The sequence below is a fragment of the Pseudomonas cichorii genome (assembly GCF_003700275.1).
Taxonomy (GTDB): Bacteria; Pseudomonadota; Gammaproteobacteria; order Pseudomonadales; family Pseudomonadaceae; genus Aquipseudomonas; species Aquipseudomonas cichorii_B.
The window spans coordinates 193186-207448 of record NZ_RBRE01000083.1 but is presented as its reverse complement, the minus strand read 5'-3'; the positions used below and the strand labels follow the sequence as shown (position 1 = coordinate 207448).

At 58.0% G+C, this 14263-nt stretch carries 13 protein-coding genes and 3 pseudogenes; 6 read left to right on the top strand and 10 right to left on the bottom strand.

Annotated features, from left to right (window positions below; translation table 11 throughout):
* Together ALQ04_RS21655 and ALQ04_RS21650 are read right to left on the bottom strand one after the other, a co-directional pair.
* A partial coding sequence (locus ALQ04_RS21655) for a glycosyltransferase (protein WP_122317765.1) occupies positions 1-568 on the bottom strand: 568 nt, incomplete at its 3' end.
* A 133-nt stretch (positions 569-701) separates the two neighbouring features.
* Positions 702-1646: a LysR substrate-binding domain-containing protein gene (locus ALQ04_RS21650; protein WP_122317764.1), complete on the bottom strand. Its 945-nt coding sequence runs from the start codon at positions 1644-1646 to the stop codon at positions 702-704.
* Positions 1647-1753: 107 nt separating this feature from the next.
* Here ALQ04_RS21650 and ALQ04_RS21645 point away from each other — a divergent pair, with 107 nt between their 5' ends.
* From ALQ04_RS21645 to ALQ04_RS21635, 3 genes are all read left to right on the top strand, one after another.
* Positions 1754-3100, top strand: coding sequence for an MFS transporter (locus ALQ04_RS21645; RefSeq protein WP_122317763.1), 1347 nt, complete (start codon positions 1754-1756; stop codon positions 3098-3100).
* 22 nt (positions 3101-3122) lie between these two features.
* Positions 3123-4397: a glucarate dehydratase family protein gene (locus ALQ04_RS21640; protein ID WP_122317762.1), complete on the top strand. Its 1275-nt coding sequence runs from the start codon at positions 3123-3125 to the stop codon at positions 4395-4397.
* 183 nt (positions 4398-4580) lie between these two features.
* The gene (locus ALQ04_RS21635; RefSeq protein WP_122317761.1) at positions 4581-4910 is read left to right on the top strand and encodes a hypothetical protein; all 330 of its coding nucleotides are present in this window, start codon (positions 4581-4583) and stop codon (positions 4908-4910) included.
* Between the two features lie 312 nt (positions 4911-5222).
* Here ALQ04_RS21635 and ALQ04_RS21630 read toward each other — a convergent pair.
* From ALQ04_RS21630 to ALQ04_RS21610, 5 genes and pseudogenes are all read right to left on the bottom strand, one after another.
* Positions 5223-6490 (bottom strand): annotated as a pseudogene (locus tag ALQ04_RS21630) (methyltransferase).
* Between the two features lies 1 nt (position 6491).
* Positions 6492-7181: an ABC transporter permease gene (locus ALQ04_RS21625; RefSeq protein ID WP_122317759.1), complete on the bottom strand. Its 690-nt coding sequence runs from the start codon at positions 7179-7181 to the stop codon at positions 6492-6494.
* Positions 7178-7873: an ABC transporter permease gene (locus ALQ04_RS21620; RefSeq protein ID WP_122317758.1), complete on the bottom strand. Its 696-nt coding sequence runs from the start codon at positions 7871-7873 to the stop codon at positions 7178-7180. Before ALQ04_RS21620 ends, ALQ04_RS21625 begins: the two co-directional genes overlap by 4 nt.
* 67 nt (positions 7874-7940) lie before the next feature.
* Complete coding sequence (locus ALQ04_RS21615; protein ID WP_122317757.1) at positions 7941-8705, bottom strand: ABC transporter substrate-binding protein; 765 nt, start codon at positions 8703-8705, stop codon at positions 7941-7943.
* A gap of 13 nt (positions 8706-8718) precedes the next feature.
* Positions 8719-9492 carry an ABC transporter ATP-binding protein gene (locus ALQ04_RS21610; protein ID WP_122317756.1) on the bottom strand — a complete coding sequence of 258 codons (774 nt, stop codon included), beginning with the start codon at positions 9490-9492 and terminating at the stop codon, positions 8719-8721.
* A gap of 530 nt (positions 9493-10022) precedes the next feature.
* Here ALQ04_RS21610 and gabP point away from each other — a divergent pair.
* The 3 genes from gabP to ALQ04_RS21595 all read left to right on the top strand — a co-directional run bounded on the left by gabP (position 10023) and on the right by ALQ04_RS21595 (position 12268).
* Positions 10023-11414 carry a GABA permease gene (gene gabP / locus ALQ04_RS21605; RefSeq protein WP_122317755.1) on the top strand — a complete coding sequence of 464 codons (1392 nt, stop codon included), beginning with the start codon at positions 10023-10025 and terminating at the stop codon, positions 11412-11414.
* 277 nt (positions 11415-11691) lie between these two features.
* On the top strand, positions 11692-11961 hold the full coding sequence (locus ALQ04_RS21600; protein ID WP_122317754.1) for a type II toxin-antitoxin system Phd/YefM family antitoxin: 270 nt from the start codon (positions 11692-11694) through the stop codon (positions 11959-11961).
* Positions 11930-12268, top strand: a complete 339-nt coding sequence (locus ALQ04_RS21595; RefSeq protein WP_122317753.1) for a type II toxin-antitoxin system RelE/ParE family toxin — start codon at positions 11930-11932, stop codon at positions 12266-12268. Before ALQ04_RS21600 ends, ALQ04_RS21595 begins: the two co-directional genes overlap by 32 nt.
* Before the next feature lie 104 nt (positions 12269-12372).
* On the opposite strand, the gene ALQ04_RS21590 is transcribed toward ALQ04_RS21595, so the two are convergent.
* The 3 genes and pseudogenes from ALQ04_RS21590 to ALQ04_RS27735 form a co-directional block, all read right to left on the bottom strand.
* Entirely contained in the window at positions 12373-12858 is a 486-nt protein-coding gene (locus ALQ04_RS21590; RefSeq protein ID WP_122317752.1) for a hypothetical protein, read from the bottom strand.
* A gap of 144 nt (positions 12859-13002) precedes the next feature.
* Positions 13003-13440 (bottom strand): annotated as a pseudogene (locus ALQ04_RS27740) (methyl-accepting chemotaxis protein); the annotation flags it as partial.
* A 102-nt stretch (positions 13441-13542) separates the two neighbouring features.
* Positions 13543-14229 (bottom strand): annotated as a pseudogene (locus ALQ04_RS27735) (PAS domain-containing protein); the annotation flags it as partial.
* Positions 14230-14263: the final 34 nt, after the last annotated feature.

Genomic DNA, 14263 nt, shown 5'->3' with positions numbered 1-14263 from the left:
TCAGCCGGATGTTCCAGAGCGTGCAGAAGCTCTTCAAGTGCGCTTCGCGATAGGGCTTTGGCTGCTTGGAACGCAGGCCCATCGAGAGTTTCAGGCGTCGGAAGTGGTGCTTGAACAACCGTGAACTGAAACGCCAGATGGTTCTGGCGGTGCCACGGTTCAGTTGCTCGACACAGCCAACAGCCGCCGCTTTCGGGTTTTTGATGCACTTGTCGAGCATCATGGAAAATACGCGCTTGTCGAAAATGAATGTATCGGTGTGCAGCAGGAACAGGTAGTCGGTTTCAACCCGCTCAAGAACCATGTCGAGCGCCTTGCCATGAGCAATATGGCCGCATTCGGGGTGAGGGCTCTTGCGCTCGATCAGGTTGATCCAGTCCAGGCTGCGCAGGTATTCGGTGCTGTCATCGGCGGAGTCGTTATCGACCACCCAGACCTGATGCGCGGTGTCGCCCAGATGCTGCTGCAAGAGATCCAGGCAGATCTTGGTAATTTCGAGAGTCTTGTAATTGACGATGGCAATGCTGAAGGTGGGTGTTTTATCAGGTACAGAATCAGAATTGCTCATTTCAGGTACTCGTATTTATTGTTTCTTGATATTTCCTGGCAGGTTCCCACAGCCATACGCTATGGCTATTGAGATCAATAGCCAGTCAATAATGCTTGGTACCGTGGATTACTAACTGGAAAACTAGCGGGACTTATCCTATAAGCCTCTGCTCGTCAGGTAAACCCTGCTGGCCACTGTCACCCCATCCTTCGTGCACGGCTTTTCTGATTCCTTCCAGCAACATCGCAAACGCCGGATTGTCGTTGTTCTCGGTCCAGATCAGATGCAGCTCGCTCTGTACGCCTTCCCCCAGATCGATATCCCGAAATACCACGTTCTTGAACACCACGCTGGTTGCGCAGCGCGGCACCAGCGCCAGGCCCATTCCCGCATTGACCAGCGCCAGGATGGTCAGTGACGAACCCAGCCACTGCACGTATTGCGGGGCGACGCGGGCCGAGCGAAGCATGCCGGTCAGCAATTCGTTGAACGGCGGATAGGCCGAGTGGGAGTACATGAGGAACGGTTGGGCATCGAGATCCTTGACCGACACGGTTTCGCTGCTGGCCAGGCGATGATTGCTCGGGACGGCCAGCACGAAAGGCTCGCGCACCAGACATTCGGTGGCGTAACCGGGCTCCAGCAGGGGCGTGCGCACGATGCCCAGATCGATGCGGCGAGCGCGCAGGGCTTCGTGTTGCTGATAGGTGTTCATTTCCGACAGGTTGATTTTGACGTGGGGCTGCTTGAGCCGCGCCTCGGCAATCACCTTGGGCAGAAATTCATACACGGCACTGCCGACGAAGCTGATATTGACCGAGCCGATGTCGCCTTCGGCAAAGCGTCGCGCCGTGATGGCGGCCTGCTGGGCGCGCTCCAGCAGGTTCTGCGCTTCGACGAAAAACGCACGGCCCGCCGCGGTCAGCGTGACGTTACGTGTGGTGCGGGTGAACAGATCGACGCCCAGATGATGCTCCAGCAACTGGATCTGCCGACTGAGCGGTGGTTGGGTCATGTTCAGCCGTTCGGCGGCCCGACGGAAGTTGAGTTCTGTTGCGACGGTGGTGAAACAGCGCAGTTGGGTCAGCTCGAACATTGATCTAATCCGGGTATCAATGGAATGCCAAGTTAGATTAGACGAGCAACAATCAGCACGTCCATGATCGATTCGTCCCTAAAAAAATAATCAACGGGAGTCGCATCGTGACCAACCCCCAGAATCCCGCGGATCTTGCCGTGCTTGCCCGGGCAGCCGCCAAAGTGAAGCGCCATGTGCTGCCGCTGTTCGTGGTGATGTTCATCGTCAACTACATCGACCGCGTGAACATCGGCTTTGTGCGCAGCCATCTGGAAACCGACCTGGGCATTGGCGCCGCAGCCTATGGGTTGGGAGCCGGGTTGTTTTTCGTCGGTTACGCGCTGTTCGAGGTGCCGTCCAACATGTTGCTGCAACGCTACGGCGCCCGCGCCTGGCTGACGCGCATCATGTTCACCTGGGGCGCAGCGGCCATGGCCATGGCTTTCGTCCAGGGCGAAACCAGTTTCTATGTGCTGCGTTTCATTCTGGGTGCGGCCGAGGCAGGGTTTTTCCCCGGCATCATTTATTACTTCACCCAATGGCTGCCATCGTCCGAGCGCGGCAAGACCATGGCGGTTTTCCTCAGCGGTTCTGCCATCGCTTCGGTGATTTCCGGGCCGGTTTCCGGTGCTCTGCTGCACATCAACGGCCTGGGTTTTCATGGCTGGCAGTGGATGTTTCTCATCGAAGGCTTCGCCTCGGTGCTGCTCTGCGGCTTTGTCTGGTTCTGGCTGCAATCCCATCCACGTGAGGCGAAATGGCTGAGCGAGGAAGAGAAAAACGTGCTGATTGCAGCGATTGCCAATGAGCAGCGCGAGCGGGAAGCCAATCAGGTCGCCAGGCCGTCGATGTTCAAACTGTTGGCGGATCGGCAGATTGCGCTGTTCTGCTTCATCTACTTTTCCATCGCCCTGACCATCTACGGCGCGACCTTCTGGTTGCCGAGCATGATCAAGAAAATGGGCAACCTGGGTGATTTCCAGGTCGGTCTGTTCAACTCGGTGCCGTGGATCATTTCCATCGTGGCGATGTACGGCTTTGCCGCAATGGCCAGCAAATGGAAATTCCAGCAGGCCTGGGTCGCGCTGACCCTGGTGATTGCTTCGTTCGGCATGTTCATGTCCACCACCGGCGGCCCGGTCTTCGCCTTTGTCGCGATCTGTTTTGCTGCCATCGGCTTCAAGGCTGCATCCGCGCTGTTCTGGCCGATTCCGCAAAGCTATCTGGATGCCCGCATCGCTGCGGCGGTGATTGCGCTGATCAACTCCATCGGCAACCTGGGCGGCTTTGTCGCGCCTACGACCTTCGGGATTCTGGAGCAGACCACCGGTTCGATCGAAGGCGGCCTGTATGGATTGGCGGCGACCTCGCTGCTGGCCGCCGTGGTGATCTTCTTTGCCCGCACAACGCCTGCCAGTCGCCCCGGCAAACCTGCCGAAGCAGCGGTGCCGGGTCGTGCGACCACACACTGATATCTGGATCGGGAGCATTACCTTGAAAATCAAACGAGTGACCGTGACCCCTATCGCCTTTCGCGATCCGCCGCTGCTCAATGCCAGTGGCATTCACGAACCCTTTGCGCTGCGCTCGATCATCGAGATCGAAAGCGACAATGGCTATATCGGTCTGGGCGAGAGCTACGGCGACGCTCCGGCGCTGGCGATTCAGGAACGTGTGAAGGACCAGTTGATCGGCCTCGACCCGTTCAACCTCAACCAGTTGCGAGCCATCGTGCAGGCCACCGTGGCCGCGAACAAGACCGACAGCCTGGCTGGCGCGGAACTGGCTCCCGGTTCGCACGCCAGCAAGGCGGTCAGCAACGCCTACTCGGCCTTTGAAGTAGCGTTTCTGGACCTGCAGGCTCACTACCTGAATGTGCCGCTGGTGGACCTGCTGGGCGGTGCGATTCGTGACGAAGTGCCGTTCAGTGCCTATCTGTTCTTCAAGTACGCCCAGCACATCGATTCGCCGTACAAGCCGGATAACTGGGGCGAAGCGCTGAGCGAAGAGCAGATCGTCGCCCAGGCCCGGCGCATGATCGAGGCTTATGGCTTCAAGAGCATCAAGCTCAAGGCCGGTGCGCTGCAGCCTGAACATGAAGTTGCCTGCATCAAGGCGCTGAAAAAGGCTTTTCCGGGCTATCCGTTGCGCATCGACCCGAATGCCAACTGGTCACTGGAAACCTCCATCCGCATGGCTGAGTTGCTGGGCGATGATCTGCAATATTACGAAGACCCGACGCCGACGCTGGAAGGCATGTCCGAGCTGCACAAACGCACCGGCTTGCCGCTGGCCACCAACATGGTGGTGACCGATTTCGATGAGTTTCGCCGTAGCGTGGCGCTGAACAGTGTCCAGATCGTTCTCGCTGACCACCACTATTGGGGCGGCCTGCGTGACACTCAGGCGTTGTCGAAAATGTGCCAGACCTTTGGCCTTGGCGTGTCCATGCATTCCAACTCGCACCTGGGCATCAGCCTGATGGCCATGACCCACGTCGCGGCTTCAGTGCCCAATCTGGATTACGCCTGCGACACCCATTACCCGTGGCAGGAGCCGGACGAAGAAGTGATCAAGGGCGGCAAACTGCCCATCGTCGACGGCTGCGTAAAAATCACCCGCGCCCCTGGCCTCGGGCTGGAACTGGATCATGACCAGTTGGGCAAGCTGCACGACCAATACCTGAGCTGCGGCATCCGCCAGCGCGACGATGTGAAACAGATGCAGCGCTACAAACCGGAGTGGAAAACCGTCAAACCGAGGTTTTGATTTATCGCCTTCGCGGATGAGTCCGCTCCCACACAGTGAACTGCCCCCAAAAGTAGGAGCCGACTCATTCGCGAACAACCTTCACTCCCAAAAACATCACTGAAAAGAAGCACATAGCTGGCCCTTTGATTTCTGTTTCGTTGGCAAACTCGCGTTCCTTTCAGAAGCTTGGGTGCTGGCGCTATGCGGAGTTTTGCATTGACCGTTGCGGTGTTTGTCTTGGCTGGCGTCTCGGTTGGGGTTCAGGCCAAGGAGTTGAGCAAGAGCAATCGTTCGATATGCACATGGGGTTCAGGTATCGCGGCGGGGGCTCAGGAGTCGAAGCTGTCCGGCATGTCACTTTATGGCGCTCGCAAGAAACTGCAGGCCCGCAAGTTTCCCCAGCCCTGGATGCGCATGACGGCCATGGGGATCACCGAACAGACCTATAGAAGCTCTTCCCGCCTCAAACCCGCCGCCATCAAGCAAACCTACTACGAGCAGTGCGTCAAACATGAGCTGGCGCGTAGATAGGTTTTGAATCCTGTCCTCAGTGGCAGAATGATGGGGTTCGCGAATGAGTTCGCACCCACCCCGCAGGAGCGAATTCATTCGCGAAAACCTGAGTCCCAGAGCTTTTATGCACAATCACTTCAGGAAAAAAACGTTTTTGGCACATACAGGCGCTGTCATTCACATTCAGCCTGAAAGTGCCATTTTTCGGGGCTTCTGACCTGGGTGTCAGGAAAAACCAAGGCGCTTCAGTTACTGGCGCACTAAGGTTTTTAATCACTCGTTTGAATTTTCATCAACAGAGTTATCCACAGGATGTCCTGTTGCTTTACATCACTGCCTTTGCGCCAGAACCAGCAGGTTGCGCGGTGTCAGTTGACTGTCGCAGAAGGTGCCGACGCTTACACTGTAACCATGCTCCTGCACGTACATGGCCCGGTCGAGCACCAGCCATAATTCCAGAGGCCGACGAAACAGATTGCGCACCAGTTCCAGATTGCGCACCTGGGCCAGTCGCTGCCAGCCGGCGGCTTCCAGTTCGGTCCAGTTCTGTTGGCCCGGTGCAGGCAGGTTCTTCAGCTCCGCCAGCTCGCAGCAGTAGTCGCTGTAAGGTTTATCCAGCCAGCTGACGGGCAGCGAAGGGGTGGGCAAGTATTCGTCGGCGCCGCGCAATTGGCGTTGCAGCAGGTCGAACCCAAGGCGCCGGGCCATTGAAGTGTCGCGCTGGCGACGTACCCGGGCACCCGCAGTGACGGTTTCGCTCAGCGGCAGGCCCAGTTCGTCCCGCGACAGTGTCAAGGCCGAGCCGCGGCCTTCGCTGGAGAGTGCCTGATACTCGTCGAACCGCGTGCGGTTGTAACAGCAGGGAGCAATCGCCATTTGCGCGCAGCCTGTCTGGCTGGCGAGTTGTATCAACTGTACATGCAGGTCTCCGCAGGCGTGCAGGGCGACAGGCGTGTGCTCGGGCTTGAGGTAGCGCCAGGTGCCATCGGTCATGACATCCTGCTCAATGTGCTCAGCCTCGATGTGTTGTCGGGCGCTGAGCTTGCGTCCGGCTTCGATCAGGCTCGGGTCGCGCTCCAGGCAGGTCAACTTTTGACCCGTCTGTGTCAGCCGCCGGCCCAGATGGCCTTTGCCCGCGCACCAGTCGAGCCAGTGGCTGGCGCTATCGCGCAATTGCAGGTGGCTGGCGAAGGCTTCGATCTGCTGCCATTTGCGCCCCGGTACATCGACGCTCTGGCGTGGCGCTACCGGTTCAAGCGGGTAGGCTGGCAACTCGCCGAGCCGTGCCAGTTCAAAGGCTTCGTCGGCCAGTTGGGTAAACGGGTAGGGCGCGTCCAGTTGCTCGGGATGATTGTGCGCAGCTTCGGCCTGATCCAGCGTGCGCTGGCGCAACCAGTTGGCCAGCGGCGCATACTTCTCTTCCCACGGCATGTGTAATTGCGTGAAAGGCTTGGGTCGCCACAGCGCCTGATGCGCGAACAGAAAGCTGTCCAGCGCCCGAAAGCGGCCGCGAATGTGTTCATCCTGCAAGCAAGTGTCAGAAGACATGATGGTGACCGGGTAGGAGGGGCTGGCGAATCAAAGCCAGCCCCCTTCATATCAGCGCCCTTGGCTGGCGTCTACGCGCAATATCCGTTCCAGTAAGCGGAATCCCTGGACCAGCATATAGGCCATGAGCAGATAGAACATGCCCGCCGCAAAAAATATCTCCACCGGCAGGTAAGTGCGGGCAATGATGGTGCGCGCCATGCCGGTCAGTTCCAGCAGGGTGACGGTACTGGCCAGGGCGCTGGCCTTGAGCATCAGGATCACTTCGTTGCTGTAGGCCGGCAGGCCGATGCGTGCGGCGCGGGGCAGGACGATATAGAACAACGCCTTCCATTTGGACATGCCCAGCGCCCGTGCAGCCTCGACCTCACCCACCGGCACGGCCTGGATTGCGCCGCGCAGAATTTCGGCGATATAGGCGGCGGTGTGCAGGGTCATGGTGATCACGGCACACCAGAACGGGTCGCGCAGATACGGCCACAGCGGCCCTTTGCGCACGGACTCGAATTGCGCCAGCCCGTAATAGACCAGGAACAATTGCACCAGCAGCGGCGTGCCACGAAAGAAAAAGATGTAGGCGTAGGGCAGGGCGCGCACGTGCAGATGCTTTGACGAGCGGGCGATGCCCAGCGGGATGGCGATGATCAGGCCGGCAATCACGGCAATCGCGACCAGCTCAAGGGTCAGGGTTGCGCCCTGGGCCAGTTTCGGCAGCCATTTGATGATGACTTCCCAGTTCATGACGCGCTCCTCACGAAACCGCGAGCGGCACGTTTTTCCAGGAAGTGCATGCCGATCATGGCCAGAATGGTCAGGCCCAGATACATGAAGGCGGCGACCAGATAGAACACGAAGGCTTCCTTGGTGACACTGACGGCAATCTGCGAATGGCGCATGATTTCTTCCAGCCCGATGACCGAAACCAGCGCGGTGTCTTTCATCAGGATCATGAACAGGTTACCCAGGCCCGGCAGCGCGATGCGCCACATCTGCGGCAGGATCAGCCTGACCAGAATGCGCGAGCGCGACATGCCCAGCGCCAACCCGGCTTCCCGGTGGCCTTTGGGAATGGCCAGAATGGCACCGCGAAAGACCTCGGTCGCATAGGCGCCGAAGCACAGGCCCAGAGCGATGACGCCGGCGGCAAAGGCGTTGAGTTCCAGACCGGGAATGCCGAGCATTTCGCCCAGAGCGCGCATGCCGTTGACGGTGCCGAAATAGATCAGCAACACCCAGAGCAATTCGGGAATACCGCGCACCAGCGTGGAATAAGTACCACCCAGCCACTGCAACGGTTTGTAAGGCGAGGTTTTTGCCAGGGCGCCGAGCAGCCCCAGTACCAGCCCCAGGCACAGGGCCGTAAGGGCAAGCTGAACAGTCATCAGCGCGCCAGCCGCAAGGGCCGGGCCGAATCCTTGAAGGTCAATATTCATGGGCAGGCTTTGCTAAGGACGGGCCGTCACGCCTTGGGTAAAGGATGCGACGGCCACGTCAGGCAGATCAGAGAATGCTGAACGGGAAGTACTTGTCGTTGATTTTCTTGTAGGTGCCGTCAGCGATGATTTCTTTCAGGGCCTCATTCAGCCTTTCGCGCAGCGGGTCGCCCTTGCGCACGGCGATACCGATCTTGTCGTTCTGCTCGACCGGGTCACCCTTGAACTCGAAACCTTGGCCAGCTTCGCTTTTCAGCCATTCGTAGCTCACGTACTTGTCGGCCAGCATGGCGTCGACACGACCGGATGCCAGATCCAGGTAAGCGTTTTCCTGGGTGTCATAGAGCTTGACGGTCACGCTGTCGCCCAGCTTGTCTTCAAGCCAGGTGCCGGACAGAGTGGCGCGCTGGGCACCGATGATCTTGCCCTTGAGCGATTCCTTGGCGGCTTCGACGCTCTGGGTGTTGATCTCGGAATCTTTCGGCGCGATGAACTGCAGCTTGTTGGAGTAGTACGGATCGGTGAAATCCACGGCCTGCTTGCGCTCTTCGGTGATCGACAGCGACGAGATCAGGAAGTCGAACTTTCTGGAGTTCAGCGCCGGAATGATGCCATCCCAGTCGGACGTGACGGCTTCACACGTGGTTTTCATCTTGGCGCACAGTGCCTGACCGATTTCGTAGTCGAAACCGACGACTTGCCCGCTGGCGTCCTTGTTGTTGAACGGTGGATAAGCGGCCTCGATGCCCATTTTCAGGGTCTCGGCAAAAGCGCTGCCGGTGAATGCCACAGTGACAGCGGCGGCCAGCAGGAACTTCTTGTACATCTGCATGGGGGTTGCTCCGTTAGCGGTTGCTCGACATGAATTGTTTACACCTTACCGACAGCGGGTTCTCGAATACTTGCTGTGGTGTGCCTTGTTCTTCGACCTGTCCCTGATGCAAAAAGACCACTTCGCTGGAAACTTGCCGGGCAAAACTCATTTCGTGGGTCACCAGCAGCATCGTACGGCCTTCTTCGGCCAGAGCGCGAATGACATTGAGCACTTCCTGAACCATTTCCGGGTCCAGTGCTGAAGTAGGCTCGTCGAACAGAATCACTTTAGGCTGCATTGCCAGAGTTCGCGCGATGGCGGCGCGTTGCTGCTGCCCGCCGGAAAGCTGCGCAGGATAAACGTGGCGCTTGTCGGCGATGCCAACCTTGGCCAGCAAGGCTTCGGCGGTTTCGATGGCTTCGGCCTTGCTCTGGCCGAGCACGCGACGCGGGGCTTCGATGATGTTGTCGAGCACGCTCATGTGCGGCCACAGATTGAAGTTCTGAAAGACAAAACCGATCTCGCTGCGCATGCGATTGATCTGTTTGTTATCCGCAGCAATCAGTTCGCCATTCTTGGCAGCCTTGAGTTTCAGCTCTTCACCCGCTACCAGGATCTGACCCTGATGAGGGTTTTCCAGCAGGTTGATGCAACGCAGCAGGGTGGACTTGCCGGAACCGGATGAGCCCAGGATCGAGATCACATCACCGTCACGCGCGGTCAGCGAAATGCCTTTGAGCACATCCAGCTTGCCGTAGCGCTTGTGCAGGTTGCGGATTTCCAGGGCGGGCGTGGCCTCGGCCATGTGTGGGGACCTCATAAATTTTTGTACGCCCTTCGGTGCGGGGCGAGCGCCAAGCTAGCACAGGCCTTGAAGGACAACCAACAGCGTCAGGCCCGGCGGGCTGCGTTATGCGATGGGTGTCGCATCATCACAGCAGACTGTCGCCGGCAGGCAAGTGGTGCGTCTGTTTGATGCCCGTTTTTCAGCCTGAATGCGCAAAAAAGGCGCGATGTTGCCAGCTTTGGCCGGGTGTTGGAAGCAGCTTTTGCGGTGTTGTGCACCATATATGGGCTAATCCATTTTGGAATGGGTTTTTTCGGTGCATGAAAATGGGTGGGTGGTGAGGTGTTCGGTAACAAAACCCACAATCGCTGAGAAATTTTCTTTCTGCCATCTCCGCACTTTCAGGCCTGCAAGCCCTCTGTTCTCTGTGCGACGTCGCTTTTGAAATATTTTGGCGCAGTTTTTGCGTAAAGAATAAAGAACGGCACCGTTGCTTTCTTTTTACGAGAGCTGCGGTGTGCATCGTTCGTCTTGCAAAAGGTGGTTTTATGAGCAGTACCGCTAATTCTTCCGAGCTCGAACAGGGGCTGAAACCTCGGCACATCACGATGCTGTCGATTGCCGGTGTGATCGGCGCAGGCCTGTTCGTAGGTTCAGGCCACGCGATTGCCGAAGCAGGTCCCGCCGTGCTGCTCGCCTATGCGGCAGCCGGTACCCTGGTTGTACTGGTGATGCGCATGCTGGCTGAAATGGCCGTTGCCTCGCCTGACACCGGTTCGTTTTCCACCTATGCCGACCGTGCCATCGGTCACTGGGCCGGCTTCACTATCGGCTGGCTGTACTGGTGGTTCTGGGTTCTGGTGATTCCGCTGGAGGCCAACGCCGCTGCGACCATCCTGCATGCCTGGTTTCCCGATGTAGCGATCTGGGTGTTCACGCTGGTGATTACCCTGCTGTTGACGGCCACCAATCTGTTCAGCGTCAAGAACTACGGCGAGTTCGAGTTCTGGTTCGCACTGATCAAGGTCGTGGCGATCATTGCGTTCGTGGTGCTGGGGGTTGCGGCGATTTTCGGTCTGCTGCCGACCACTGATGTCAGCGGCGTCAGCCATCTGTTCGATACCCAGGGCTTCATGCCTAACGGCCTGGGCGCAGTATTGGCGGCGATGCTGACCACCATGTTCTCCTTCATGGGCACCGAGATCGTGACCATCGCGGCGGCCGAGTCCAAGAATCCGGGCAAGCAGATCACCAAGGCCACCAACTCGGTGATCTGGCGGATCTTCCTGTTCTATCTGGTTTCGATCTTTATCGTCGTGTCGCTGGTGCCATGGAACGACAGCCGCCTGACTGAAGTCGGTTCGTACCAGACGGTGCTGGATGTCATGGGTATTCCCAACGCCAAACTGATCGTCGACCTGGTGGTGCTGGTCGCCGTGACCAGTTGCCTGAACTCTGCGCTCTACACCGCTTCGCGCATGCTCTTCTCCCTGGGCAAGCGTGGCGATGCACCGGCCGTTTCCACCCGCACCAGCAAGAGCGGTACGCCACATTGGGCGGTGATACTTTCGACCGGCGCAGCCTTTCTGACCGTATTCGCCAACTATGTCGCTCCGGCTGCCGTGTTTGAATTCCTGCTCGCCAGTTCGGGCGCAATCGCTTTGCTGGTGTATCTGGTGATCGCCGTTTCCCAGCTGCGCATGCGTCAGAAGCGTATCGCCAAAGGCGAAACCATCGACTTCAAGATGTGGCTGTTCCCCTGGCTGACCTGGGCTGCGATCGTCTTTATCGTTGCAGTACTGACAGTGATGCTGATCCAGGAAGACCACCGCGCCGAAATCATCGCCACCGGCGTGCTCAGCCTGCTGGTGATCGCTGCCGGCCTGCTGGTTTCCCGCCGCCGCAAGGCATCCCGGCTGGGGGCTGCCGCGTTGAGTTGATGGCCCTTCGGGAATACAAAAATGGCTGCTCTCGATAATGAGAACAGCCATTTTTTATGCGCCACGCAGATGCTCAACCTGTGGGAGGCAGCTTGCTGGCGACAGCTTCATTACAGGCAACAAATACACAGCGGAGCGAATTCATTCGCGAATGCAAGGGTGAGAATGGGGTGCCAAGAGAAAATCAAACTGTTTTGTGTATATTTAAATATGCTTTTAAGAGTGCTATTTTTGGCATCATAAAGTGACTCGGCCTTGGGTCGACAGGAGAAAAACAATGGCATACGCACTGCTGGCGGAAGTCGCAGCGTCTGTGACTGACCTCAAGAAAGATCCCATGGGGACTTATCGTGAAAGCAATGGCGACCCGATGGTGATCCTCAACCGTAACGAGCCTGCTTTCTACATCCTTTCGCCAGAACGATATGAAGAGCTTCTTGATCTGCTCGATGACGCTGCGCTTGCTCGCAACATCAAAGAGCGCCGAGGCGGCCGCACTGTGAAGGTAGATATAAATGAGCTCATCGCCGAGGCCGAGAAGCGATAGGTCGGACTCTCATGCTACAAAAACATATGCGCTCGAGTTTTTGCTTGAGGCAAAAAGAGAGTACGACGATCTGGACAAGGCCGTTCAACTCCAACTCTTGAAAAAGCTCCGTTCACGACTGTCGGAACCCAGAGTTCAAGCTGACAAACTGCGAGATATGCCTGGTTGTTACAAGATCAAGCTGCGAGCTTGTGGCATCAGATTGGTCTATGAAGTCATAGATGACCGACTTGTTGTCGTCGTGATTGCGATTGGCAGACGGGATAATGAAGTCGTTTATCACGCGGCCCGTAAAAGAATCAATTGACGCCATGCATGCGCGGCCTGTCGCCCATTCACAAGCAGGCCGCCATGCAGCGCGCTTCGTCGCGGGCAAGCCCCTTCCCATAGAGGCTCATCCAGTGCCTGTATTCAACGCTGCTCTTTTGAATCCCGTTTGATCAACAGTTCGGAGGCCTTGTTGTAATCGGCCTGGAATGTCGGGCTGCCGATCCACTCGACGGCGGTGTCTTCGTCTTCTTCGTGGGACAGGGCGCGGTAGGTGATGAGCAGGCCCATCATGAAGTCGGTGGCCTGTTCTTCGTCTTCTTCGCTGATGACCAGTGCCAGCACCGGGTATTGCAGGAAAACGACGCACAGCGCCAACTGGCTGATGGCCTCGGCGGCTTTCATGGCGGCGAACAGGTCTTCGTAGTCGGCCGGGTCGAAGCCGTTTTCGACGATGTCCTGGAAATCGAAGGTGCTCAGGTCGATTTGCACATCATCGAAAGGCTGGTTCACAAGAGCGGGAGCGAAGACCGGATGAACGACATTCTGCGCCGGCTTGCCCGAGCGGTTCTGCTTGGCTTTGATCTTCGCGCGCTTGGCACGTTTTTGCTGTTTGTCTGGCGAAGCCATGAACGGGTCCTTTGGCAGGCGATAAGGGCAATGGCGATCATTGAAACCCAGACGGCCTGAATAACCAAGGGGAGCGGGCCTGGCTGACGAGACTTGCAGCCCCTGCAAACCCGCACAAGGCGGGTTTCAGGGGCTGATCACGAATCAGCCGTCGAACCGGTTGGCAAACATGCTGACGGCTTCTACGGCTTCGCTGGCGCCATCACGAATCTGCACGATGACCTGGCCCGCCTGATCGGCCAGGGTCACGCCGCGAATCGCGCCTTCCTGAGTGCTGCTCATGCTGGCAACGGCTTCGCGGGTTTCGTTGAGGATCTTGCCGATCATGTCGGCAATTTCCGTCGTCGAGCCGCTGGTGCGGCCTGCCAGTTGGCGGACTTCATCCGCTACCACCGCAAACCCGCGCCCCTGGTCGCCGGCACGAGCAGCTTCGATTGCTGCGTTGAGCGCCAGCAGGTTGGTCTGGTCGGCGATGCCGCGAATGGTATTGACGATGGCCGTGATCTGCTCGGAACGAGACCCCAGTTGCCCTACCAGTTTTGCCGAAGCGCCGATGCTGTCAGCGATCTGGCGCATCTCTCTGGCGGTTTCCTGGATGACCAGGGTTCCCTGTTCGGCCACTTTTTCGGTTTCAGTCGAGATGTGATAGGCCCGCGAAGCGCCCAGTGAGTCGGCTTGCTGTTTTTCCACATGCTCGGTGATGTCGCTGGCGAACTTCACGATCTTGCAAAGCTTGCCTTCAGCGTCGTAGACCGGGTTGTAGGTCGCTTCCAGCCAGACCACCTTGCCGTGTTTGCCGATGCGCTTGAATTGCCCGCTGAAAAATTCGCCCTGATTCAGCCTGCGCCAGAAATCGCCATACTCTGTGCTGTTGACCAGGGTAGGCTCGCAAAAGCCGCGGTGATGCTTGCCTTTGATTTCATTCAAGGCATAGCCCATGACATGCAGGAAGTTATCGTTGGCCGCCAGCACGTTACCGCCAATATCGAACTCGCAGACGGCCATGGCCCGGTCGACAGCGGCCAGCTTGCCGCGCGACTCGCTTTCCTGCATGACCTTGCGAGTGACATCCAGGGCGTACTTCACCACCTTGAAGGGCTTGCCCTGGGCATCGAGCACCGGGTTGTAGCTGGCTTCGAGCCAGACGCTATGGCCGTTTCTGTCCACGCGCTGGAATGTGCCCGAAACGAAACGCCCGGCGCGTAGCGAAGCCCAGAGCTCGTTGTACTGGCTGCTGCGCGTCAATGCCGGTGAGCAGAACTCACGGTGATTCTTGCCAGCTACCTCTTCGGCCCGGTAACCCATGGCGGTCAGGAAGTTATCGTTGGCCCGGATGAGTTTTCCATCCAGATCGAACTCCGCTACAGCCATCGAACGTTCCAGTGCCCCCATCAATCCCTTGAGT

What these genes read in the sequence shown, in the direction of transcription:
- ALQ04_RS21650 (WP_122317764.1), bottom strand. Translation starts at nt 1,646, where the DNA reads ATGTTCGAGCTGACCCAACTGCGCTGTTTCACCACCGTCGCAACAGAA.
- ALQ04_RS21635 (WP_122317761.1), top strand. Translation starts at nt 4,581, where the DNA reads ATGCGGAGTTTTGCATTGACCGTTGCGGTGTTTGTCTTGGCTGGCGTC.
- ALQ04_RS21625 (WP_122317759.1), bottom strand. Translation starts at nt 7,181, where the DNA reads ATGAACTGGGAAGTCATCATCAAATGGCTGCCGAAACTGGCCCAGGGC.
- ALQ04_RS21620 (WP_122317758.1), bottom strand. Translation starts at nt 7,873, where the DNA reads ATGAATATTGACCTTCAAGGATTCGGCCCGGCCCTTGCGGCTGGCGCG.
- ALQ04_RS21615 (WP_122317757.1), bottom strand. Translation starts at nt 8,705, where the DNA reads ATGCAGATGTACAAGAAGTTCCTGCTGGCCGCCGCTGTCACTGTGGCA.
- ALQ04_RS21610 (WP_122317756.1), bottom strand. Translation starts at nt 9,492, where the DNA reads ATGGCCGAGGCCACGCCCGCCCTGGAAATCCGCAACCTGCACAAGCGC.
- gabP (WP_122317755.1), top strand. Translation starts at nt 10,023, where the DNA reads ATGAGCAGTACCGCTAATTCTTCCGAGCTCGAACAGGGGCTGAAACCT.
- ALQ04_RS21600 (WP_122317754.1), top strand. Translation starts at nt 11,692, where the DNA reads ATGGCATACGCACTGCTGGCGGAAGTCGCAGCGTCTGTGACTGACCTC.
- ALQ04_RS21595 (WP_122317753.1), top strand. Translation starts at nt 11,930, where the DNA reads ATGAGCTCATCGCCGAGGCCGAGAAGCGATAGGTCGGACTCTCATGCT.
- ALQ04_RS21590 (WP_122317752.1), bottom strand. Translation starts at nt 12,858, where the DNA reads ATGGCTTCGCCAGACAAACAGCAAAAACGTGCCAAGCGCGCGAAGATC.